The organism is Taklimakanibacter lacteus (assembly GCA_003576695.1).
In the GTDB taxonomy this organism is placed as follows: Bacteria; Pseudomonadota; Alphaproteobacteria; order Rhizobiales; family Aestuariivirgaceae; genus Taklimakanibacter; species Taklimakanibacter lacteus.
The window spans coordinates 135176-157359 of the sequence record QOZQ01000011.1 but is presented as its reverse complement, the minus strand read 5'-3'; the positions used below and the strand labels follow the sequence as shown (position 1 = coordinate 157359).

Genomic DNA, 22184 nt, shown 5'->3' with positions numbered 1-22184 from the left:
TTCACTGTCTGGCCAGCCTCGCTGGATGATCCAGCGTCACCTCGAGCTGGCGCCGGGCGCCGCCGATGATCCACCGGCGGCGCAGGACGATGAAGTCATGCGGCCGCATGCCGATCTCGACCGAGACAAGGTCACCCGGCATGCAATCGGTGCCGAGCTCGAGCGCCCTGAGATCGTCCCGGATCTGATGCTTGTCGGCATAGCGCTGGGCGCTCTGCGTAAGACAGACGACCATATTGCGCATATCATCGGCGGCAGATTCGCTGGTGGGAGCCTTTGCCATGACCGTCCGTCTTTCCAAGATCATCCTGTGCCTGTGCCTTGCCGCCTTCGCCTTCATGGTGACCTTCGGCAACATCACCGATTACGGCTCGAACTTCGCCTTTGTCCAGCATGTGCTGAGCATGGACACGACCTTTCCCGGCAACAAGCTGATGTACCGCGCCATCACCAATGAGACCCTCTGGCATGCCGGCTACTGGCTCATCATATTGGGCGAAGGCCTGACCTGCATCCTGTTCCTGATCGGCGTCTGGCACCTCTGGCAGGCCCGCCACGCGACCGGTGCCCGTTTCAACCAGGCCAAGCGCTTCGCCGTCATCGGCGCCACCATGGGCTTCCTCGTCTGGTTCTTCGGCTTCATGGTCGTCGGCGGCGAATGGTTCGCCATGTGGCAGTCGCAGACCTGGAACGGGCAGGACGCCGCCTTCAAGTTCTATGTCGCCATCATCGGCGTGCTGATCTATCTCAACCAGCCGGACGGTGATTTGGCGACGCGCTAGCGATCCGTATGGCCGAGATCGCGCTCGGGCGAGACGCGGTCGCGCACCAGCTGCTTCAGGGTCTTCACGTCGGGAAAGCCGCCGTCACGCTTGCGCTCCCAGATCAGCTCGCCATCGCAGGTGATCTGGAAGATGCCGCCGGTGCCGGGCACCAGCGCCACCTCGCCGAGCTCGGTCGCAAAGGTCGAGAGCAGCTCCTGCGCCATCCAGCCGGCCCGGAGCAGCCACTGGCACTGGGTGCAGTAGGTGATTTCGATGCGCGCTTTGCCTTCCTTCTGCATGTCTTGTCCTCTTCAAACACAAAACCCGGCACATCGGCCGGGTTTTGTTCCGCACGAAGGATGGCGCGGCCTCACTTGTTGAGGAAGCCGAACTTCTGCTTGAACTTGCTGACGCGGCCGCCGCGGTCGAGAAGCGTCTGCTGGCCACCGGTCCAGGCCGGATGCGACTTCGGATCGATGTCGAGATTGAGCGTGTCGCCTTCCTTGCCCCAGGTGGACCGGGTCTGGAACTTGCTGCCGTCGGTCATGACCACATTGATCATGTGGTATTTGGGATGAATGTCTTTCTTCATGGCGTAAACTCTCTGTTGGCGCGCCCGGCGCCCGGAAATGTCGAATTTAAGGGTTTCGGGCGGCGTCTATACAGGAGGGGCCCCTTCTGTGCAAGTGCGGCGGCTTGGCCCTTTCACAGCCCCCCAAGCCTGGTTTAACTGGTAGCGATGGCCCGTTCCTCCGCAGACAATGCCACCCCGGCCCGGCCGGCCGGCAAGAGCCTCAAGCCCCTTCGCCGGTTCCTGCCGCTGCTTCAGGGCTACCGGATCCAGATCGGGCTGGCTTTCGTCGCCCTGATCGTGGCGGCGCTCGCCACGCTGAGCGTGCCCCTGGCTGTGCGCCGCGTCATCGACCATGGTTTTTCTCCGGGCGGCGATATCTTCATCGACCGGTATTTCGCCGTCATGCTGGCGGTCGTCGCCGTGCTGGCACTGGCCTCGGCGGCGCGTTTCTATCTCGTCACCTGGCTCGGCGAGCGCATCGTCGCCGACACGCGCGATCTCCTGTTCAGGCATCTCCTCGATCTGAGCCCTTCCTTCTTCGAGGCCAACCGCTCGGGCGAGATCGTCTCGCGCCTCACCGCCGACACCACCCAGATCAAATCGGCCTTCTCGACCTCGGCCTCGATCGCGCTGCGCAACCTGGCCATGCTTATCGGCGCCGCCGTCATGATGGTGGTGACCAGCCCCAAGCTCTCAGGGCTCGTCCTCCTTGCCATTCCGCTGATCGTGCTGCCGCTCATCTTTTTCGGCAGGAAAGTGCGCGCGCTGTCGCGCGACGCGCAGGACACGCTGGCCCATTCGGCCGCCTATGCGCAGGAGCGCCTGCTCGCGGTCAGCGCCGTGCAATCCTTCGTCCAGGAGAATGCCGCGGTCAGGGCCTTCCGGGAGGCGACCGCCACCGCCTTCGACGCCGCGGCAAAGCGCAGCTGGGCCCGCGCCTTCCTGACCGGCTCCATCATCTTCCTGTCGCTCGGCTCGGTCACGGCGGTGCTGTGGTATGGCGCGCGCGAGGTGATCACGGGCACCATGACGGCGGGATCGCTCAGCCAGTTCGTGCTCTATGCGGTGCTGGCCGCCAGCTCGCTCGGCGAGCTTTCGCAGGTCTGGGGCGAGATCCAGCTCGCCGCCGGCGCGGCCGAGCGGATCGCCGAGCTGCTCGACGAGAGGCCCGCCATCGCGGCGCCCGCCTCACCCGTTCCCCTGCCCTCGACCGCCCGGGGCGAGGTCGCCTTCGACAAAGTGAGCTTCCACTATCCGACCCGCCCGGACGGGCCGGCGCTCGAAGAACTGAGCTTCCAGGTCCCTGCGGGCGAGACCGTGGCGCTCGTCGGCCCGTCCGGCGCCGGCAAATCGACGGTCTTCGCGCTGCTCCAGCGCTTCTATGACCCGCAAGCGGGCAAGGTCCTCCTCGACGGCGTCGACGTGCGGCTCGCCGATCCGCGCCAGGTGAGATCGCGCATCGCCGTCGTCCCGCAGGAAACCGTGATTTTCTCGGGCTCCGTCCTCGACAATATCCGCTTCGGCCGCCCCGACGCCTCGCTGGACGAGGTCAGGAAGGCGGCGCGCGCCGCCCATATCGACGAATTCGCTGAAAGCCTGCCCCGCGGCTATGACACGCAAGTCGGCGAGCGCGGCATCACCTTGTCGGGCGGCCAGCGCCAGCGCATCGCCATTGGCCGCGCCATATTGCGCAACGCGCCGATCCTGCTCCTCGATGAGGCGACGAGCGCGCTCGATGCCCAGAGCGAGGCGCTCATCCAGCAGGCGCTCGCCGAGCTGACGCAGAACCGCACGACGCTCGTCATCGCCCATCGCCTGGCCACGGTCAGAAGTGCCGGACGCATCCTCGTTCTCGATGAAGGCCGCCTGGTGGCCCAGGGCAAGCATGGCGAGCTCACCCAGTCCAACCCGCTCTATTCGCGCCTCGCCGAGCTTCAGTTCAGCGCTCAATCGGCTTGATATTCATCAAGCTCACTCGGCGACCCGAGCTTGGTGACGGGCTTTCCCTCTGCTTCCTCGGCCGCGACCATTATGCGGATCTTGGGCATCCAGTCCTTATCGACGAGCCACATGGTTTCGAACAACGCATCCATGTCGGGCATTTCGCTGAGGCCCGCTGGCGGATGCGAGAGCTTGCCCGTGGCCCAGGCGAGCTGGCGCTTGGCCGCGAAGGAGAAATGCCGCCACAATGGCATGTCGACCAGAACGATATCGGTCGCCCTGCGCAGCCTTGCTTCTATGGAGTCGAGCCGGCCGAGACCGTCAATGACCCAGCGCTCTTCGGCAAGAATTTTCTGGTGCGCAGCTTCGAAGACTTCTTCCGATTGCAAGATCCAGCCCGGTGCCCAGAGGAGCGCATCGATCTCATGATAGGGTTGGCCGAGTTTATCCGCGAGCCGCCGCGCCAAGGTCGATTTGCCGCCGCCAGCATTGCCGATGACCGCCACCCTTTTCATGACGGCAGGCCCCAGGTCACGACGTTCAGCGCTCGGTCAGCTTGAGCTCGATGCGCCGGTTGCGCGTCTTGGCATCCTCGCTGTCGCCCGGATCGAGCGGCTGGAACTCGCCGAAGCCCGCCGCCACCAGATGCTTGGGGTTGATGCCCTGGCTGATCAGGTAGTTGACCACCGCGATGGCGCGCGCCGAGGACAGTTCCCAGTTCGACTTGAAGGCCGTCGAGATCGGATCGGCGTCGGTGTGGCCGTCGACGCGCAGCACCCAGGCGATATCGGTCGGGATCTCGGTCTCCAGCTCCTTGAGCGCGGTGGCGAGCTTGTCCATCTCGACGAGACCCGCCGGCTGGATATCGGCCGAGCCCTTGGGGAACAGCACTTCCGACTGGAAGACGAAGCGGTCGCCGACCACCAATATGTCGGAGCGCTGGCTCAGGATTTTGCGCAGCCGGCCGAAGAACTCCGAGCGATAGCGTGTCAGCTCCTGGACGCGCTGCGCCAGCGCCGAGTTGAGCCTCTTGCCGAGATCGATGATCTGCGCCTGGTCGGTGCGCGAGCGCGTCTCGGCATCGGACAGGAGGCCGTTGAGTGTGGCGATCTGCCGGCGCAGCGCCGCGAGCTGCTGGTTGAGGAGCTCCACCTTGGCGAGCGCATCGGAGGAAATCTGCTTTTCCTCATCGAGCGCGGTGCGCAATCCGGAAATGGTCGTGCTGGCGCCGGCACCCTTCTCGCTTTCGCCTTCGAGCGCCAGCGACAGGCTTGCCGACTTGGCTTTCTCGGCATTGAGGTCATCGCCCAATGTCGAGAGATTGACCTCGAGCTCGGCCTTGGCCGATTTCTCGAGCGCCAGTAATTCGGTGAGCTCGGCGATCTGAGAGCGCAATTGCCCGAGCGCGCTGTCTTGCCCTGAGATCTGCCGCGCCAGCAGGAACTGCGCCACGATGAAGACCGACAGCAGGAAGGTGATGACGAGCAGCAGCTGCGCCATGGCGTCGACGAAGCCCGGCCAGTAAGGCGCCTCATATTGCCGCCGGCGGCGCGCCAGAGCTTGCGACATGGGCTATTCCTCGTCCTCGACGGCGGCGGCCTGGCTGAACCGACTGCTCGATGTGCCGGCCGTCGGCTGCTTGGCGGTGCGCAGGATGAGCTTCTGCATCTCGTTCTGCTGCACCTGCTGGGCCTGCGCCCACTGGCGCACGATCTTCTGTTCCTCGCGCATCTGCTGCACGAGGCTCGCCACCGCGTCGGCGAGCTTCTCCATCGATTCGCCGTCTTGCGCCGACATCGCCGGCAGGCCAGAGCTTGTCGGCTGTGCCGCCGCGGGCGCGTCCGTTGCCAGCGCGTCGTCCAGCGTGTTGTTGATGCGCTCGATGCCCTTCTGCAGGCCCGCTATGTCGAGGCGCAGATAGCTGGGCACCGAGAGACTGCCGCCATCGCCCGCCTGGATGTCGGTGATCGTCGACAGCCAGTCTTCGAGATCGTTGTAGAAGCGGTTCTGCGCCTGGTTGGCCTGCAATTCGAGGAAGCCGAGGATCAGCGAGCCGGCAAGACCGAACAGCGAGGACGAGAAGGCAAGGCCCATGCCCGACAGGGGGGCTTCGAGGCCGGTCTTCAACTGGTCGAAGACAGTGGCCGACTGGGCCGAGCTGACATCGAGCGCCCGGATGGCGTTGCCCACCGAGGTCACCGTCTCGAGCAGGCCCCAGAAGGTGCCGAGCAGGCCGAGAAAGATCAGGAGGCCGACGAGATAGCGCGAGATGTCGCGGGCCTCATCGAGGCGGGAAGCCAGCGAATCAAGCAGCGAGCGCATGGACAGCGGCGACAGCACAGTGCGGTTCGGCCGGTCGCGGAACAGGGTCGCCATCGGCCCCAGCAACCTGGGCGTGTGGGTGAGCTCAAGGCCGGGATTGGCGATGCGGAACCCATTGACCCAACTGATTTCCGGCCACAACCGCCAAACCATGCGGAAGGAGTAGATGACGCCCAGGAGAAGCGCTCCGACGATCACCCCATTGAGGCCCGGATTGGCCATAAAGGCCCGTTGCATATGGGGAAACAGGACGACAGCCAGGATGCTGACGACCAGCATGAACACGATCATGCGGACGAGATAGACTTTCGGCAGTTCGAGGACTGTGGGTTCTCTAGCGTCGTTCATGGTCGCCTTCGGAACGTCAAGCGGCGGTAAATGGCGTCAAATCTAGACGATTGCGTGGCGGGTTAACAGCGAGACCGTGAAGGTTGTCGGCAACCCTGTGCAAACACCTATTTTTGAGCGTGCCGTCCGACCGCTGTAAGGCGGCTGGCCAGCGGCCGCAAGGCCTTATAGAGCGAGCGATAGATATCGAGGCGCTCGGCATATATCGCGTGGCGTTGCACCCTGGGCTCGATCACTTGGCCCCCGGCCACCATGTATCGGGCGATCTCCGCCACCGGCCGCTGCCGCTCGATTGCCGCCCGGCCGAGGATCGCCGCCCCCAGGCAGGGCGCATCCCGAACCGGGAGCTTCATGATCGGCCGGTTGAGAATATCGGCTTTCATCTGCAGCCACAGGGCCGAGCGTGTGCCGCCGCCCATGGCGCGCACCAGGTCCACCGGGCCTGCGATTTGAGTCAGCGTCTCGAGATTGAGGGCTTGCTCGAAAGTGATCCCTTCGAGCACCGCGAGCAGCATGTCATCTGCAGTCGTCCCGAAGCGCAGGCCATGGAAGGCGCCGAGACTCGCGGGATCATTGAGGACGGAACCGCTGCCGGCGAGATGGGACAGGAAGATCGGCCAGGTCGGCAAACTGTCGGGGAGCCTGCCCAGGAGTTCATCCAGTGCGTCGGCGTTTCCACCCGCTGCCAGAATGCCGTGATACCAGGCAAGCACGCGCCCGCCGCTCTCGCTGCCCGCAAGGCCGACATAATGCCCCGGCATCACATGCGGATAGCACGGGATATTGTGGCGGCCGAGTTCGCGTGAGCGCTGCCCCAGTGCCACCACCAAAGCCTCGGTGGTGCCGAGCGCATAGGAGGCCATGCCGGGCGCGACGATCCCGGCGCCCAGCGCCCCCATGGGCTGGTCATGGCCGCCGAGCATGACATGCACGCCCTTGGGCAGCGCCAGCCTTTCGGCAACGGCAGGAGCGATGATGCCGAGATCGATCCCACTTTCTGCAACGCCGGCCATACGGCGCTCATCCAGCCCTGCTTTCTCCAGAAGCTCCGGCGACCATCTCCGGCGCTCGAGATCATAGGCCAGCGTCCGCGACGCCATGCCTTCATCGATGACGGGCTCGAAGCCCAGGCGCATCAGCGCGAATTCGCCGAAGCACAGGAACTTCCAGCTCCTCGCCACGAGATCGGGGCGATGCTTGCGCCACCATATGAGCTTGGGCAGCGACATATGGGGCGACAGGGGCTGGCCCGTCATCGCCGTGATGCGCTCGGGCCCAATGGCCTCGCCAAGCTCGCGCGTTTCTTCCGTGGCACGCAGATCGGCGCTGAGCGGGCTCGGCGCCAGCGCCTGCCCTGATTTATCGACGGGCACGATGGCTTCGCCGAGCACGGATATGGCGAGCGTCCGCACGGCACCGGGCAACCGCTCCGCGGCGACCTCCCGGAAACAGGCTTCCGCTTCGCGCCAGACGAGTTCGGCATCGAGCTCGAACAGGCCGGGGCCCGGACTGACCGCCCGGTAGGCGCGATGCGCTTTCGCGAGTTCGCGCCCCTCGGCGTCGAACGCGATCAGCTTGCAGCCGCTGGTGCCAAGATCGAGACCGAGAAAGATCTCAAGTCCGCTCATGCAAAGGAGGGAACCGGCAGGTCGGCGATGTCGGCGGCACTCATCGGCTTGACGCCGCCCAGCGCTTCCGCCGCCCAGCAGGTCTTGGAATAGGCCTCCACCACTTCGAGCCGCTGATAGGCCTGCAGCACCGTGGTCCCGCAGGCGATCGAGCCGTGGTTCTGCAGCAGGAAAGCATTGTGGCTCTTGACGAAGGGAGCGACGGCGGCGGCAAGCTTGGGTCCCGACGGGCGGCCATAGGGCACGAGCGCCACATCGCCGATCGTCGCCACCAGCTCGGGCAGGATGTCCTTCGGCAATTTGCGCCCCGCCGCCGCATAGGCGGTGCTGAACACCGGATGGCCATGCGCCACGCCATTCACGCCCGGCCGCTGCTTGTAGAATTCGAGATGCATGAAGCGCTCCGATGTCGGCCGGCGCTCGCCCTCGATGATCTCGCCGTCGAAATCGATGCGCACCAGGACATCGGCGGTGACCTCGCCCTTGTTGAGATCGGACGGTGTCGTCCAGATGCCGCCGTCGCGCGCCCGGGCGCTGACATTGCCCTCGGTTCCGGCGATCAGTCCCTTCTGCGCCATGAGATGGCAGCAGTGGACGATCATGTCCTTCACGGGATCATAGCTAGGCATAGATAGGCTCCATTGATTTCATGAATTCAGCGGGTCTTGCGAGGTGCCGCCGGCCGGTCCGGCAGGCGCTTCTTGGCGATCTCGCGCTCGAGCAGCGATGTATCGCGCACGATGTCCTTGGCTTCCGGGTGATTGAGCGCCAGCGCCACGCAGATCATCTCGACGATGGCGAGCTGCGAGATGCGCGTCGCGATCACTTCGCGCGCCACCGGCGAGCGGCGCACCGCGGAAATGAGCACTGTGTCGGCGACCTTGGTGGCGGGCGCATTCTCATCGCTGGTGATGACGATGCGCTTGATGCCGCGGCTGCCCGCCGTCTCGAAGGCTTCGATGAGATCGCGCGTGCGCCCCGAGCAGGTGATGCCGAAGAAGACGGCGCCCGGGCGCGCATTGGCGGTTATCGCGGCGAGCACATGCGGATCGGAATGGGCGCTGGCGGTGAGGCCGAGGCACAGGAAGCGCTGATAGGCGTCGAAGGCGACCGGCGCCGAGCTGCCGAAGCCCACGAGATGGATATGATCGGCCGCCAGCAGTGTGGCGATCGCCTCATCGAGAGCCGGAAGCGAGACGAGGCTCATGGTCTTGAGCAACTGCTCGGAATTGACCTCGATGACCCGGCGCACCACGGCGGCGAGCGGATCTTCCTTGCCGCTCCTCGCGGTGGCGGTCGCCTCGGCGAGCTGCGCTCCGAGCGCCAGGCCGCGGCTCTCGGCCAAGGCCAGGCGCAGATCCTTGTAGCCATTGAGGCCGAGGAGCTTGCAGAAACGGAAGACCGTCGTCTCGCTCACTTCCGTCTTCTCGGCGAGGCTCGATATCGAGAGGCTCGCCACCTGCCCCTGGTGATCGATGATCCATTGCGACAGGGCGGCCATCGTGCGGTCGGGCGAACGGGCGGCGGCGACCAGCTTCTGGAAGATGTCGATCGCCACTCCACCGCCGTCAGTCGCAGGGCGGCCTGAAAGATTTTTTTTCTTCTGCTGCATCCAGAAAACTTTCTTTCTATCCCGGTCCATGAATAGCCCGCCCAGCCATCCTGTCAAGGCCGCGCCGAGACGCGGCGTCCCTCGCCATCGAACAAATGGCAGGCCGGCGAGGGCAGCGCCATCGTCACGCTGTCCCCCATGCGCAGGCGCCGCGCTTCGGCATCCCGGATGACGATCTGGGCATTGCCTTCGCGCAGATGGATGAAGGTGTCGCTGCCCAGCATTTCGACCATGAAGGCCTTGCCGGTATGGGTCTGGGCGGTGCCTGGCGCCGCCAGCCGGATATGCTCGGGCCGGATCCCGACCGTGACCCGGGCACCGGCCTCGACCCTTGCGCCAAGCCCGACCTCGATCTCAGGACCGAGCGCCAGCTTCACCTGGGCTTTGCCATTGGCGACGGCTGCCACCTGCCCGTCGAGGAAATTCATCGCCGGCGAGCCGATGAAGCCCGCGACGAACAGATTGGCGGGATTCTCATAGAGCTCGATCGGCGAGCCGACCTGCTCGATCCGGCCGTTGTTCATGACGACGATCCGGTCGGCGAGCGTCATCGCCTCCACCTGGTCATGGGTCACATAGATCATGGTCGAGGCGAGCTCCGCCTTGAGCCGCGCGATCTCGACCCGCATGCCGACGCGCAGGGCCGCATCGAGATTGGAGAGCGGCTCATCGAGAAGGAAGAGCTTGGGCCTGCGCGTGATGGCGCGTCCGATCGCGACGCGCTGGCGCTGGCCGCCCGAAAGCTCGCGTGGCTTGCGGGCGAGATAGCTGCCGAGCTTGAGCTTCTCGGCGGCGCGCGCCACCCGTTCCTTGATTTCGGGACGCGGCGTGTGGGCGATCTCGAGGCCGAAACCCATATTGCGGTCGACATTCATATGCGGATAGAGCGCATAGGACTGGAACACCATGGCGATGCCGCGCTCGGGCGGCTCGGCGTCGCTGACATCGGCTCCATCGATCAGGATGCGGCCCGAGCTGATCGGCTCGAGCCCGGCAATGATGCGCAGCAGCGTGGACTTGCCGCAGCCCGACGGGCCTACCAGCACGCAGAACTCGCCTTCCCCGACATCGAGCGACAATCCGGGGATGACGGTGACATTGCCGTAGCTCTTGGTGATGTTTTCAATTGTGAGATTGGCCATGCTTCACCCTTTCACGGCGCCGGCAGTGAGGCCGCGCACGAAGGCGCGCTGCACCACGACATAGAGCAGGATCAAAGGCAGCGCGATCAAGGTGAGCACCGCGAACAGCGCGCCGGGATTGGCCATATAGAGGCCGGAATACTGCATCGGGATGATGGTGAGCGTCTTCATCTCGCTCTCGGTGAGGATGATGAGGGCGAGGAAGAATTCGTTCCAGGTCACGATGAACTGCCAGATGGCGACGAAGACCAGCGCCGGGCGCACCAGCGGCAGGGCGACATGCCAGTAGATCTGCCAGGCATTGCAGCCATCGACGCGCGCCGCCTCGAAGAGCTCGGCCGGTGAATCCTCCATGAAGGCCTTGAGCACCACCATGGCGAAGGGCACGCCCAGCGCCGCATAGGGCAGGATGAGGCCGATATAGGTGTTCACCCAGCCGAAGGTCTTGAGCAGGATGGCGAGCGGCAGCACCAGCGAGGCCAAGGGCACCATCAGCGTGGTCAGCAGCGTCGCATAGAGGACGAGCGATCCCTTGAGCCTGAGCACCGCGCAGGCGAAGGCGATGAGCGAGGACGCCGCGACGACGATCGCGACCGTCGCCACCGTCACGATCATGCTGTTGAGGAAGATGCGGGCCAGCGGATTGTCGCGGATGACGGTGATGAAGTTGTCGAAGGTGACGGGCCAGGTGATGAGCGCCGCATCGAAGGCCTGGGCCGGGGCGCGCAGCCCGATCGACAGCATGTAGACCTGCGGGATCATCCACAGCGCCAGAACGGCGAAAAGCACCGCATGGATGACAAGCGAGCGAATTCGGGCGCGCGCATAGCCGGTCATTCGGGCTTCCTCTTCGCCGGCGAGAGCTGGGCGCCGAAGAACACGATCTGGACCAGCGACAGGACGAGCGCCACCAGCAGCACGATCACCGACAAAGTGGCGCCGCTGCCGGTGTCGCCGAGCACGAAGCTCTGCTTGAAGATATAGGTGCCGAACACTTCGCTCGCCCGGTTGGGGCCGCCGCCGGTCATCAGATGCACGATCGGAAAGGTCTGCAGCGTGCCGATGATGCCGAGCAGCAGAAGCGATTTCGTCGCCGGCGCCAGCATGGGAACCACCACGTCATAGGCGAGGCGGAAGCCGCGCGCGCCATCGATGCGCGCCGCATCCAGCACTTCCGACGGCAGATTGGCGATGCCGGCGATATACATGAGCATCGAGAAGCCGGTCCATTGCCAGATATTGACGAGGATCAGGGCATAGATCGCGGTCGCGGGGTCGCCGATCGGCGAGAAGCTCATGGTGATGCCGAAGAGCTTCAGATATTCCTGGGCGATGCCGTAATAGGGCGCATAGATCTGCACCCAGACGAGGCTGATGACCGAGACCGAGGTCACCACCGGCAGGAAGAACATGGTGCGGAAGAAGGAGCGCAGGCGATAGGTGTGGCGCTCGATGAAATAGGCCAGGAGCCCGCCGATCACCATTTGCACCGGGATGGTGATGAGGCCCCAGATGACCATGTTGCGCACCACGATCCAGAAGGCCGGATCGCTGAGCACCGCGCCATAATTGGCAAAGCCCGCGAAGACCATCTGTCCTTCTGCCGTCCGGGTGAACAGGCTTTGTCCCGCCACCCACAGGATCGGATAAGCGATGAAGACGACGAACAGCAGGGTGGCAGGCAGCGCGAAGAGATAGAGAGCCGGTTTGCCGAAACGCAGTCCCCTCCTCGCAGATTTGGTCATCATGGACATTCTATAGAAAGGGGATGCCGGAGCGCCAAGGGAGGACCACTCCGACATCCATTCGGCCCCGGTTACTTGCCGAGTGCCTTGTCGGTCGCGGCCTGGACCGCGGCAAGCGCAGCTTCGGGCTCGAGGCTGCCCGAGGCGACGCCGGCCAGCGCATTGTCGAGCGCTTCGGCCACGGCCGGCACCGCGAAGCGCTGGTTCTCGGCCTTGACCAGATCGGCATTGAAGCGCGCCGACATCTGCTTCACATGGTCCGAGATGTCGCCCTTGGGCTCATGCCCGGCGAAAGCCGGCAGGTCGTTCAGGTCGTTGAGCGCTTCCTGCAGCGCCTCGCCATTGGTGAGGGAGGCAAGGAAGGTCCAGGCGGCCTCGTTCTTCTCGCCATTCCTGGTGAGGCCGTAGCCGATATCGATGCCGCCGACCGGAGGGCTTGCCGGATTGCCGTCGACCACGGGCGGCAGATAGAAGAAATCGAAGCCTTCCATGTTCTGCACGAATTCGGAGAGCGGCGGCGGGAACTTGCTTTCCTGCATCCACCAGGAGCCCAAGGCCATCATGCCGACCTTGCCCTGCGCAAAGAGCTGGGCGCCGGTCGGATAGGCATGGGCGCCAAGGGCGCCTTGCTGGAACACGCCGTCATCGAAGAGCGCCTTCCAGGCCTTCATCGCGGAAACGAGCTCGGGCGCCGTCCACTTTGCGTCGCCCGCTTGCGCCTTGTCGGTGATGCCGGGCGCGAACTGGTTGGCGAGCATCAGAAAAACATTCTCGTTCTGCCAGCCATCGGCCGCGCCCTGGAACATCGGGATATAGCCGCCATCGCTCAGCGCCTTGGCCGCCGCCTTGAGATCGGCATAGGTCTTGGGCGCCGGGAGGCCGAGCTTCTCGAAGATCTTGCGGTTGTACCAGATGCAGATGACCTGCGATTCCTGCGGGATGATGTAGAAATTCTCATCGCCCTTGGGATTGCCCATCAGCATCTGCCGGCGGTTGACCTCGGCGAGCTTGCTGATCCAGTCGGCACCCCATTCCTTGGCGGCCCGCTCATTCACCGAGGCGAGCTGCTCGCGATACTGCTGGGTGAGCGAGCCCGGCTGCAGGCCGATGACGTCGGGCAGGCTGCCCGATGCGGCCGCCGCCTTGAGCGCGGTGATGTATTCGGGCGAGTAGTTGTAATAAGTGTATTTCACCTTGATGTCGGGATGGGCCTTCTCGAAGGCGGCGATCGATTTCTCCATCGTGCTCTGCACGAACCACGACCACACCGTCACTTCCTTCTGCTGGGCCTGGGCGGTGGCGCTGACGAGCGCGGCGGCGCACAGCGCAGCCGCGAAACGGATGAGCGTTCTCATGACTTCTCCCATTTTTCGGTTGGCATTTTCTGATTGCCTTCCCGAATAAAAGATTTTTATCTTTAACTCAAGAAAAAAGAATTTTCTTTCCTGCTTGTGGAGAAGCCTGCTCCGGTCCGCTGGCTGGACTCGCAGTTCGCCTGTCATCACCCTATATATCCGGCGGTTGCGATCGGGAGGCTGGAATGGCGGCGCTGGTGGTTGGATGGTTCGTATCTAACAAGATCCGCGCAGCCATATTGGCCACAGTCCTGTTTTGCATTCCCGCCGCCGCCCAGCCTGCCGGCGACATGGACGCCTATATCAAAAGCCGGTCACCGGAGACCCGCGCCACATTGATTGAGAACTATCTCGCGGGGCGCTGGATATTCGACAGGGTCCTGAAATATCGCAACACGCCCAGTATCTATGTGTCCTGCCCCAAGGAAGGCTGTGTCTCTCCTGCCCTGCACATCCTGGAATTTCTGCAGTCCAATGCACCGGACACGTTCGGAGCCCGCATCGCGCAAGCCGATGCCGCTCAGATCGAAGTCCACATTGCGCCGCGACCTGACACTTTCGATCAGCGCGACCGCAAGATCGATGGAAAGCTCCATCTCGATGCCAATATCACCAGTAAGAAGCTTTTGAAGACCGGCGGAAAGGACATCGAATTCGTCGACGCCCCCTGCTGGGCCGTCAGCTATTTCGACAAGTACACCGGCGTCATCGAAAAATCCCTGATCTTCATCGACAGCGACAGCTCTCCTCGCGAACAGTATTCCTGCATGGGGTTCGAGCTCGTCAGAGCGGCAGGCGTGGTGAGCACCCTGAATATCGTTTTCTATCGCAAGTTTGACACGACTCTGGACGACAATGTCTCTATCTGGCTTGCCGCCAATGCCTATTTGCACGGCCTGCCGGACATCAAGGCCGGCGATCCCATGGAGAAAGTCCAGCGCATCCTCAGCGATCGCTACGACGTGAAGAACTAGACTTCGAGCGCCCAGTCGAGTTCCTTGGGCAATTCGCCCGCGCAGTAGTCGACATGCAGGACACGCCTGCGGCGCGGCGTCGATGACGCATCACTCGCATGGATGGTAAGCGCTTTCATGGCAAGAACACCTCCGGCCGCGACGGGACATGTGATGGCTCGCCCTTGCCGGGCTGTGTCACGCACTTCCGCGTCGGTGAGGCGGCCACGCTCGTGGCTGCCGGGCACGACCTTGAGCGCGCCATTGGCGGCGTCACAGTCATCGATATGGAGGCGCAGATTGGACATCGTCGCGAGAAGCTCCGCCGGCGCTTCCACATGATGCTGTCCGCTCTTGACCGTCCAGTTGCCGAAGCCTGGAACATCGGCGCGCTTCTTGACCGCGATAACCCGGTCCTGGTGCCAGGGCAGATGCCAATTGGCATCGGGCGTCTTGTCAAAAGCGAGAACGCGCACCGGGCGAGCCGGACCGCGAGCCCAATGCCGTGCCAGCAGCGTCAGGATGCCGGACGGCGCCAGGAGTCCCCGGATCACCGGGGACAGAGCGAAGGGGCGCGCACCGATGCGCACGCCAGCCTCCTCGAATTCATCCGCAAGCTTGCCAAGGATATCGGCGCCGATGACCGCGTCGCGGACCGCGACACCATCGCGCTCGAAATCGAGCGACACCCGCCGCCTCACATGCCCTTGACGATCTCTTCCGTCATCTTCTTGGCGTCGCCGAACAGCATCATCGTATTGTCGCGGTAGAAGAGGCCATTGTCGATGCCGGCATAGCCCGACGACATGCCGCGCTTGATGAACATCACCGTATTGGCCTTCCACACTTCGAGCACCGGCATGCCGTAGATCGGCGAGGCCGGGTCGTCCTTGGCGGCGGGATTGGTCACGTCATTGGCGCCGATGACGAAGGCGACATCGGATTGCGCGAATTCGGAATTGATGTCCTCGAGCTCGAACACCTCGTCATAGGGCACATTGGCCTCGGCGAGCAGCACATTCATATGGCCCGGCATGCGGCCCGCCACCGGATGGATGGCATATTTGACCGTGACGCCCGCTTTCTTGAGATGATCCGCCATCTCGCGCAAGGCATGCTGGGCCTGCGCCACGGCCATGCCATAGCCCGGCACGATGATGACCGAGCCCGCATTCTTCATGATGAAGGCCGCGTCATCGGCCGAGCCCTGCTTGACGGGTCTCGCTTCCACACCCCCCGCCGCAGCCGCCGTCTCGCCGCCGAAGCCGCCGAGAATGACGCTGAAGAAGGAGCGGTTCATGCCCTTGCACATGATGTAGGAGAGGATGGCGCCCGACGAGCCGACCAGCGCCCCCGTGATGATGAGCGCGGTATTGGCGAGCGTGAAGCCGATGCCGGCCGCGGCCCAGCCGGAATAGGAATTGAGCATCGAGATGACGACCGGCATGTCGGCGCCGCCGATCGGCACGATGAGGAGGAAGCCGAGCGCCAGCGCCAGCGCCACGATCAGCCAGAAGGCCAAGGCGCTCTGGCCGGCGAAGAAAACATAGACGAAGACGAGAAGGGCGAGGCCGAGCGCGATATTGATGAAATGCCGGCCCGGCAGGATGATCGGCTTGCCGCTCATCCGTCCGTCGAGCTTGAGGAAGGCGATGATCGAGCCGGTGAAGGTGAGCGCGCCGATCGCGGCGCCGAGCGCCATCTCGATGCGGCTCTGCGCATGGATCTCGCCATTGCTGGCGATGCCGAAGGCTTCCGGCGCATAATAGGCGGCAGCCGCCACGAAGTCGGCCGCGAGACCAACGAGCGAATGGAAGGCGGCGACGAGCTGCGGCATCGCCGTCATGGCGATGCGCCTGGCGGTGACGGCGCCGATGGCGCCACCGATCGCAATGCCGCCGATGATGAGCGCCCAGGCGAGCCCGCCCGAGGGTGCGGCGAGCAGCAGCGTCGTCACGATGGCGAGCCCCATGCCGATCATGCCGAAGAGATTGCCCTGCCTGGAGGATTCAGGGCTCGACAGCCCGCGCAGCGCCATGATGAACAAGGCGCCCGAGACCAGATAGAGGAAGGCAGCGAGTGAAGCGCTCATGATTATTCCTTGTAGGGCTCCAGGGTGGCTTCCGGAAATTCGACGCCGACATAATCGGGATAGGCCTCGCGCAGGACCGAGACGAGCTGGGCGTCATTGGTCCTGAGCAGATACCAGTCGCTGCCGTCGATGAGGGCAAGCGTCGACGCGCGGATCAGAACCTTGTCGGCGCCGCCCGCATCCATGACGGTATCGGTGGGGATGAGCAGATAGGGCGTGCCGTCCGCCAGCTCCTTATGCGCGGCCTCGGGCAGCTTCAGCGCGAAGGACTTGACCGGCATGGCGACCATCGTGTCGCCGATGAGCTGGGCCAGCGCCGTGCTGATCTCAGCCTCGCTCGTGCCGTCCCGCTCGGCCATCTGCTTGATGATGCGCGGCGGAATGGCCTTGACGAGGGTTGCGATATCGCTGCCGGTCATCGCCGTGCCGAACTTCGCCACCACATCCGTGAGGCTGGCATTTTCCGCGTCCGTCAGATCGCGCGCCATGGCGGCGCCGGCCGTCACGAGGCATGCACAGATTGTCGCCGCGATGAACCGGCCACGGAGCTTCGGAAAACGTGTCATCAATGACCCTTGGCCGGAGATTTGGACGCCGATGGGTCCTTCTTCTTGTACATCGCCAGCATGCGCTGGGTGACGAGGAAGCCGCCGAAGATATTGACGGAAGCGAGGATGAGCGCCAGGAAGCCGAAGATCATGGCAAGTGTCGAGCCGGATGCGATCGCCCCTGCCCCCACCGCCAGAAGTGCTCCGACCACGATCACCGAGGAGATCGCATTGGTCACCGACATGAGCGGCGTGTGCAGCGCCGGGGTGACGTTCCACACCACATAATAGCCGACGAAGACCGCCAGCACGAAGATCGCGAAAAGCGAGACGAAGGGATCGATCCCATGTTCCATCGTGAGGGTCCTTAAGACTTGAACATCTTGTGCACCAGCTCGCCGTCCTTGGCGACAAGCGTGCCGGTGATGATCTCATCCGCCCAATCGATCTTGAGCGCGCCGTCCTTGATCAGGGGATCGAGGAAGTTCTGCAGGTTCCGGGCATAGAGCGGCGAGGCATTGCCGGCGAGCCTTCCGGCGAGATTGAGATTGCCCATGATCGTGACGCCCTGATGCGTGACGACCTCGCCCGCTTTCGACAAGGGGCAGTTGCCGCCGCGCTCGACCGCCAGATCGACGATGACGGAGCCGGGCTTCATCGTCTCGACCATCTCCTTCGTCACCAGCACCGGCGCCGGGCGGCCCGGAATGAGAGCGGTGGTGATGACAATGTCCTGGGCCTTGATGTGCTCGGCGACGAGTGCCGCCTGCTTGGCCTTGTCCTCGGCCGATAATTCCCGCGCATAGCCGCCGGCGGTCGCGGCATCGGCCACATCGGCGAAGACGAATTTGGCGCCGAGGCTCTTCACCTGCTCTTCCGTCGCCTTGCGCACGTCGGTCGCCGACACGATGGCGCCGAGGCGGCGCGCGGTGGCGATGGCCTGGAGGCCGGCGACGCCGACGCCCATGATGAACACCTTGGCCGGCGGCACCGTGCCTGCCGCCGTCATCATCATCGGGAAGGCGCGGCCGAACTGGGCGGCGGCATCGATCACCGCCTTGTAGCCCGCGAGATTGGCCTGCGACGACAGCACGTCCATCGACTGCGCCCTGGTGATGCGCGGCATCAGCTCCATGGCGAAAAGGGTGAGCCCCTGCCTGGCCAGCGCCTCGAGCCCCGGCCGGTCGCCATAGGGATCGAGGATGGCGGCGACGAGCGCCCCCGGCTTCAGGGATCTGGTGGTCTGGGCTTCCGGCCGGCGGACGCTGAGCAGGATATCGGCGTCTTTCAGGGCCGCCTCTCCCTTGCCGATCTTGGCGCCAGCGCCGGCGAAAGCGTCATCGGAGATGAAGGCGCCGCTTCCGGCGCCTGCTTCCACGGCAACCTCGAAGCCTTTCTTGATGAAGGCCTTGATCGTATCGGGCGTCGCCGCGACGCGGCTCTCGCCCGGAGTGGTTTCGGCTGAGACCGCGATCTTCATATGTCGGGAACCCTAGCCGACGTTGACGGCGGTAATCAGTCCGAACAGCACCAGGGCGCCGATCGACAGGAGCCAGCGCTGCGAGCCCGAGCGCGCATCGATCAGGACGGCGATGATGCCGATGATGAGCCCGGCAAAGCCGATGAAGACATTGAGCGACTTGCCGAAGGCGAAGGAGCTGAGCGACACCAGCACGAAGGCGCAGACGATGCCCAGCACGATCGAGCCGCGCACGAAGGCGCCATAGGTCCTGCGATGCGCTGCCATATCCAGATGATGGTCGACCGATTGCTCTGCCATGTCGGAAATCCCCTCAAAACCTCGGAATCTGAGGTGACTTACCTAGCCTAGAGCCTTACCCGCCGCAAGAACCGAGGGCCGGCGCGGCGATCCGTCCCAGAAGCGCCTTTAAAATCCCGCATTGGAACGGCAATATCCCGTCAGTTCCCCGCCCCGGACGGCTCATGCGACAGCGACTGGCAGTTCCCTGGCTTGCGGCGATCCTGTGGCTCACGGGACTTATGGGCGTGGGCCAGGCCCAGAATTCCTCGCCCGCTCCGGATATCCCCCTCCTCACCCAGAAGGCCCAGGCGGGCGACATCGAGGCGATGATGGCCCTCGGCGAAGCCTATCTGGAGGGTGACGGGACCAGGCGCGATCTCGACGCAGCCATTGGCTGGTTCGCAACCGCCGCACAGACCAGTGACGCCAACGCACTGTACCAACTGAGTTACGCGCTTCGGGAAAGAGGCAAGCCGGACGATCTCGCTCTTGCCTTGCGCTATGGCATTGCCGCATCAGCGTTGGCGAAGAGGTCTGGATCGGCGGCATTTCAAGCCAGCATCCAACTGCAGCTTGGCTATGTCTATGACAAGCTGAACCGCTTCGAGGAGGCAATAGCGGCCTATGAAGCCGCGCGCCGCATAGCCGAGCGCAAGCCCGGTCAAGATCGCCTGCAGATCGTGGCCGTCTATTTCAATCTCGCCAACAGTCTCGCGGGCGCGGGGCGTCAGGAGGAATCCGTCGCCGCCACAAAGCGGGCGATCGAAGTTCTCGCCAAGATTCCCGGAAGTGACCGCAGGCTCCTGGCGAACCTTTATACAAACGAGGCCATCAGCCTCACAATCCTGGCACGCTACGGCGAAGCTTTGGATGCCCTGGACGAAGCCCTTGCCATCTACGAGAACCTGAATATCCCGGAGATCTCGGGCGTCGCCAACGTCCTCAAGACGAAGAGTCGCGTCTACACCCTGCTGGCACGATATGAGGACGCCGTGAAAGCCGCTCGATCCGCGCTTGCCATTTATGCCAAGTCGGAATCACCCGATCAACACGAGGTCGCCGCCACATATGGGACGCTGGGCCTCGCCTTTCAGGGTCTCGAACGCCACGCCGACGCCCGCGTGCAGTATCTCGCGGCCGCAAAGATCCTGGAAAGCAATTATGGCGCGAATACCATTGAAATGATGAATCCACTCATCAACCTCGGCAACGTGGATGACGAGCTCGGCCATTTCGAGGACGCCCTCACCAACTATAATAGGGCTCTGGCCCTTATCATGGATTCCTTGGGTCCCGATCACGCGGACGTAGCCACCATGCTTGGGCGACTTGGTAACACCTCACGCAAACTCGAACGATATGACGATGCTCTCAACTACGGCCTCCACGCCCTCCTGATTCAAACAAACGCCGCCGATGCCGATATCGACAATCAGCGCTACACTTTCCGCATGCTGGCGCGAACCTTTGCGGCCAAGGGCAATAGGGGCGTCGCCATGCTTTTTGCCAAGTCGGCGGTAAATGCACATCAAGCGCTTCGCGCCCGCAACAGCACGTTGACCGACGCATTGCGCTCGGCGTTCGGCCAAAGCTTTCAGCCCTCCTATCGTCTGCTCTCCGAACTGCTGCTTTCTGACGGCCAGTTCTCGGAGGCTCAGTTCGCCGGCGGACTTCTGAAACAGGAGGAATTCCATGAATTTACACAGATTGCCGAGAAGAGCGCGGATACCGATCCAGGAGTCATTCGGCTTACGAAGCCCGAAGCACGGATTTGGACGGAAATCCAGGAGCGGATGACGCCCGCTCGGAAGATCGCAGCTGAGATGCGCGCTCTGGCGGCCGCCCGGGCAAAAACAGGAACAGCTACACCTGAGGCTCAAGCCCGACTTCGCGATCTCGCGACAAGGCGGGACGAAGCCGTGCGGACCTTCGTCGCATCGACGCTGGAACTCATCGGCCGCAACGAGACCAGGATGCTTCTGCGGCAGAAGGAAACTCTCGATCTCAGCCAGGACTACGCCCGGAAGGTTCAAACAGACTTGAACGCCATGGGTCCGAACGTCGTCCTTCTGCAGGCAATGAGTCTCGAAGATGGCCTTCATCTCTTCGTGAGTGCCGCCGGGTTCGAGACGATCCACCGTGAAGTGCCCGCGAGCCGTTCCGACCTCGCCAACAAGATATCGGCGACTCTCGCCGCAATTGAAGGGCGCAGCGACGACACCAACGCCAAACTGGCCGAGCTTTACGATCTGCTCATCCGACCGGTCCGCTCCGACCTGGATGCCGCGGTCGACCGCGCCGGCGCGAATACTCCGACCCTGCTCCTCGATCTCTCCGGCTTCCTGCGATATGTCCCTTTCGCGGCCCTTTACGGCGGTCGACACTATCTCGTCGAGGATTATGCCCTGGCCCTCTATAACCCCGCCGTCCCGACGAAGTTCGCGGCGATGCGCCGCGGCAATATCAAGGGAGCAGGCTTTGGGGTGGCACGGGAACATCCGGGGTTCCCGGCTTTGCCCGGCGCGGTCCGTGAGCTCGACGCCGTCTTCCATATAGTCGAGGGAACAACCAAGCTGGACGATGAATTCAGTGACGATGCCCTCGCAAAGGCGCTCGCGGCGAAACCTCAGCTTCTTCACATAGCGAGTCATTTCCGTTTCCGGCCCGGCAACGAAACAAACTCCTACTTGCTGCTCGGCAATGGCGCTGGCCTCACCTTGAGCCAGCTCCGCACGCAGAAGCGATTCCGGTTCAACGGCATCGATCTCATCACCCTTTCCGCCTGTGAGACGGCGCGCGGCGGCGGTGCCGAGGGAGAGGAAATCGAAAGCTTCGGCGCGCTGGCACAGGAAAAAGGTGCATCGGCGGTCCTGTCGACGCTCTGGCAGATCGCCGACGAGTCGACCGCCCGGCTTATGACCGATTTCTACGACGGCCTCGTCAATCAGGGCCTCGACAAGGCACATGCCCTGCAGCGGGCGCAGTTGGCGTTGATCAAGGGCGAAACGGCGCAACAGTCGGCGCAACACGCCAATCGCTCCATGACCGTCGTGGAAGATGCTTCAGCGGCCACGGACCTTGATGCGGCGCCCACATCCCATCCCTATTATTGGGCCGCCTTCACCCTGATGGGGAACTGGATGTAACAGTCCACAGGAGATCCTGGCGTGCGGAATCCGACATAAAGGGTTTGCCCGAAGCCGCGGCCAGAAGGATTCTTTTCATAGAAATTCCCCAGCGGCCCTGGCGCGACGATCCCGAAGGACGATCGGCTTTGTCTGTGACCTTGGCGCGCACCCGGTCTTCCATCAAGGGTCCATGGATGAAGCGCGCCTGCAAGAACAAAGGGTCGGCGCGGCGATGAGTCTCATGACCCTGTCGCCGCACGAGCCGATGAG

At 63.6% G+C, this 22184-nt stretch carries 23 protein-coding genes; 4 read left to right on the top strand and 19 right to left on the bottom strand.

The window, feature by feature from the left end; translation table 11 throughout:
• Window position 1: 1 nt before the first annotated feature.
• On the bottom strand, window positions 2–283 hold the full coding sequence (locus DT068_RS21985) for a hypothetical protein (RefSeq protein ID WP_368904986.1): 282 nt from the start codon (window positions 281–283) through the stop codon (window positions 2–4).
• On the opposite strand from DT068_RS21985, the gene DT068_RS21980 reads away from it, so the two are divergent.
• Window positions 282–782 carry a DUF2165 family protein gene (locus tag DT068_RS21980; RefSeq protein WP_119392036.1) on the top strand — a complete coding sequence of 167 codons (501 nt, stop codon included), beginning with the start codon at window positions 282–284 and terminating at the stop codon, window positions 780–782. The two genes, DT068_RS21985 and DT068_RS21980, sit on opposite strands and share 2 nt — an antisense overlap.
• Here the strand turns inward: DT068_RS21980 and DT068_RS21975 are convergent.
• Both DT068_RS21975 and rpmE read right to left on the bottom strand, forming a co-directional pair.
• The gene (locus DT068_RS21975; protein ID WP_119392035.1) at window positions 779–1063 is read right to left on the bottom strand and encodes an Rdx family protein; all 285 of its coding nucleotides are present in this window, start codon (window positions 1061–1063) and stop codon (window positions 779–781) included. The genes DT068_RS21980 and DT068_RS21975 overlap by 4 nt on opposite strands.
• 71 nt (window positions 1064–1134) lie before the next feature.
• Window positions 1135–1356, bottom strand: a complete 222-nt coding sequence (rpmE, locus tag DT068_RS21970; protein WP_119392034.1) for a 50S ribosomal protein L31 — start codon at window positions 1354–1356, stop codon at window positions 1135–1137.
• Between the two features lie 147 nt (window positions 1357–1503).
• On the opposite strand from rpmE, the gene DT068_RS21965 reads away from it, so the two are divergent.
• Window positions 1504–3297, top strand: a complete 1794-nt coding sequence (locus tag DT068_RS21965; protein ID WP_119392033.1) for an ABC transporter transmembrane domain-containing protein — start codon at window positions 1504–1506, stop codon at window positions 3295–3297.
• On the opposite strand, the gene DT068_RS21960 is transcribed toward DT068_RS21965, so the two are convergent.
• The 10 genes from DT068_RS21960 to DT068_RS21915 all read right to left on the bottom strand — a co-directional run bounded on the left by DT068_RS21960 (window position 3285) and on the right by DT068_RS21915 (window position 13431).
• Complete coding sequence (locus tag DT068_RS21960) at window positions 3285–3794, bottom strand: P-loop NTPase family protein (protein ID WP_119392032.1); 510 nt, start codon at window positions 3792–3794, stop codon at window positions 3285–3287. The genes DT068_RS21965 and DT068_RS21960 overlap by 13 nt on opposite strands.
• Window positions 3795–3819: 25 nt before the next feature.
• Window positions 3820–4848: a peptidoglycan -binding protein gene (locus DT068_RS21955; protein ID WP_119392031.1), complete on the bottom strand. Its 1029-nt coding sequence runs from the start codon at window positions 4846–4848 to the stop codon at window positions 3820–3822.
• Between the two features lie 3 nt (window positions 4849–4851).
• On the bottom strand, window positions 4852–5949 hold the full coding sequence (locus DT068_RS21950; protein ID WP_119392030.1) for a flagellar motor protein MotA: 1098 nt from the start codon (window positions 5947–5949) through the stop codon (window positions 4852–4854).
• Between the two features lie 107 nt (window positions 5950–6056).
• Window positions 6057–7577, bottom strand: coding sequence for an FGGY-family carbohydrate kinase (locus tag DT068_RS21945; RefSeq protein ID WP_119392029.1), 1521 nt, complete (start codon window positions 7575–7577; stop codon window positions 6057–6059).
• Window positions 7574–8206 (bottom strand): class II aldolase/adducin family protein, encoded by a 633-nt coding sequence (locus DT068_RS21940; protein ID WP_119392028.1) that lies wholly within the window; start codon window positions 8204–8206, stop codon window positions 7574–7576. The genes DT068_RS21945 and DT068_RS21940 overlap by 4 nt, the downstream gene beginning before the upstream one ends.
• Before the next feature lie 26 nt (window positions 8207–8232).
• Window positions 8233–9189, bottom strand: coding sequence for a MurR/RpiR family transcriptional regulator (locus tag DT068_RS21935; RefSeq protein WP_162914367.1), 957 nt, complete (start codon window positions 9187–9189; stop codon window positions 8233–8235).
• A gap of 53 nt (window positions 9190–9242) precedes the next feature.
• The gene (locus DT068_RS21930) at window positions 9243–10331 is read right to left on the bottom strand and encodes an ABC transporter ATP-binding protein (RefSeq protein WP_119392026.1); all 1089 of its coding nucleotides are present in this window, start codon (window positions 10329–10331) and stop codon (window positions 9243–9245) included.
• 3 nt (window positions 10332–10334) lie between these two features.
• Complete coding sequence (locus DT068_RS21925; RefSeq protein ID WP_119392025.1) at window positions 10335–11168, bottom strand: carbohydrate ABC transporter permease; 834 nt, start codon at window positions 11166–11168, stop codon at window positions 10335–10337.
• The gene (locus DT068_RS21920) at window positions 11165–12079 is read right to left on the bottom strand and encodes a carbohydrate ABC transporter permease (protein ID WP_368904980.1); all 915 of its coding nucleotides are present in this window, start codon (window positions 12077–12079) and stop codon (window positions 11165–11167) included. The genes DT068_RS21925 and DT068_RS21920 overlap by 4 nt, the downstream gene beginning before the upstream one ends.
• A gap of 68 nt (window positions 12080–12147) precedes the next feature.
• On the bottom strand, window positions 12148–13431 hold the full coding sequence (locus DT068_RS21915; RefSeq protein WP_119392024.1) for an ABC transporter substrate-binding protein: 1284 nt from the start codon (window positions 13429–13431) through the stop codon (window positions 12148–12150).
• Between the two features lie 185 nt (window positions 13432–13616).
• Here DT068_RS21915 and DT068_RS21910 point away from each other — a divergent pair, with 185 nt between their 5' ends.
• Window positions 13617–14405 carry a hypothetical protein gene (locus DT068_RS21910; RefSeq protein ID WP_119392023.1) on the top strand — a complete coding sequence of 263 codons (789 nt, stop codon included), beginning with the start codon at window positions 13617–13619 and terminating at the stop codon, window positions 14403–14405.
• Here DT068_RS21910 and DT068_RS21905 read toward each other — a convergent pair.
• From DT068_RS21905 to DT068_RS21880, 6 genes are read right to left on the bottom strand one after another with little or no spacing between them, the layout of a single operon-like run.
• A complete protein-coding gene (locus DT068_RS21905; RefSeq protein ID WP_162914366.1) occupies window positions 14402–15073 on the bottom strand; it encodes a phytanoyl-CoA dioxygenase family protein in 672 nt (223 codons plus the stop codon). The two genes, DT068_RS21910 and DT068_RS21905, sit on opposite strands and share 4 nt — an antisense overlap.
• 8 nt (window positions 15074–15081) lie before the next feature.
• Window positions 15082–16476: an NAD(P)(+) transhydrogenase (Re/Si-specific) subunit beta gene (locus tag DT068_RS21900; protein WP_119392021.1), complete on the bottom strand. Its 1395-nt coding sequence runs from the start codon at window positions 16474–16476 to the stop codon at window positions 15082–15084.
• A gap of 2 nt (window positions 16477–16478) precedes the next feature.
• Window positions 16479–17042: a hypothetical protein gene (locus DT068_RS21895; protein ID WP_119392020.1), complete on the bottom strand. Its 564-nt coding sequence runs from the start codon at window positions 17040–17042 to the stop codon at window positions 16479–16481.
• Complete coding sequence (locus DT068_RS21890) at window positions 17042–17380, bottom strand: proton-translocating transhydrogenase family protein (protein WP_119392019.1); 339 nt, start codon at window positions 17378–17380, stop codon at window positions 17042–17044. The genes DT068_RS21895 and DT068_RS21890 overlap by 1 nt, the downstream gene beginning before the upstream one ends.
• Window positions 17381–17391: 11 nt before the next feature.
• A complete protein-coding gene (locus tag DT068_RS21885; protein ID WP_119392018.1) occupies window positions 17392–18504 on the bottom strand; it encodes a Re/Si-specific NAD(P)(+) transhydrogenase subunit alpha in 1113 nt (370 codons plus the stop codon).
• A gap of 12 nt (window positions 18505–18516) precedes the next feature.
• Window positions 18517–18804, bottom strand: coding sequence for a hypothetical protein (locus DT068_RS21880; protein WP_119392017.1), 288 nt, complete (start codon window positions 18802–18804; stop codon window positions 18517–18519).
• A gap of 227 nt (window positions 18805–19031) precedes the next feature.
• On the opposite strand from DT068_RS21880, the gene DT068_RS21875 reads away from it, so the two are divergent.
• The gene (locus DT068_RS21875) at window positions 19032–21932 is read left to right on the top strand and encodes a CHAT domain-containing protein (RefSeq protein ID WP_162914365.1); all 2901 of its coding nucleotides are present in this window, start codon (window positions 19032–19034) and stop codon (window positions 21930–21932) included.
• Window positions 21933–22184 lie beyond the last annotated feature (252 nt).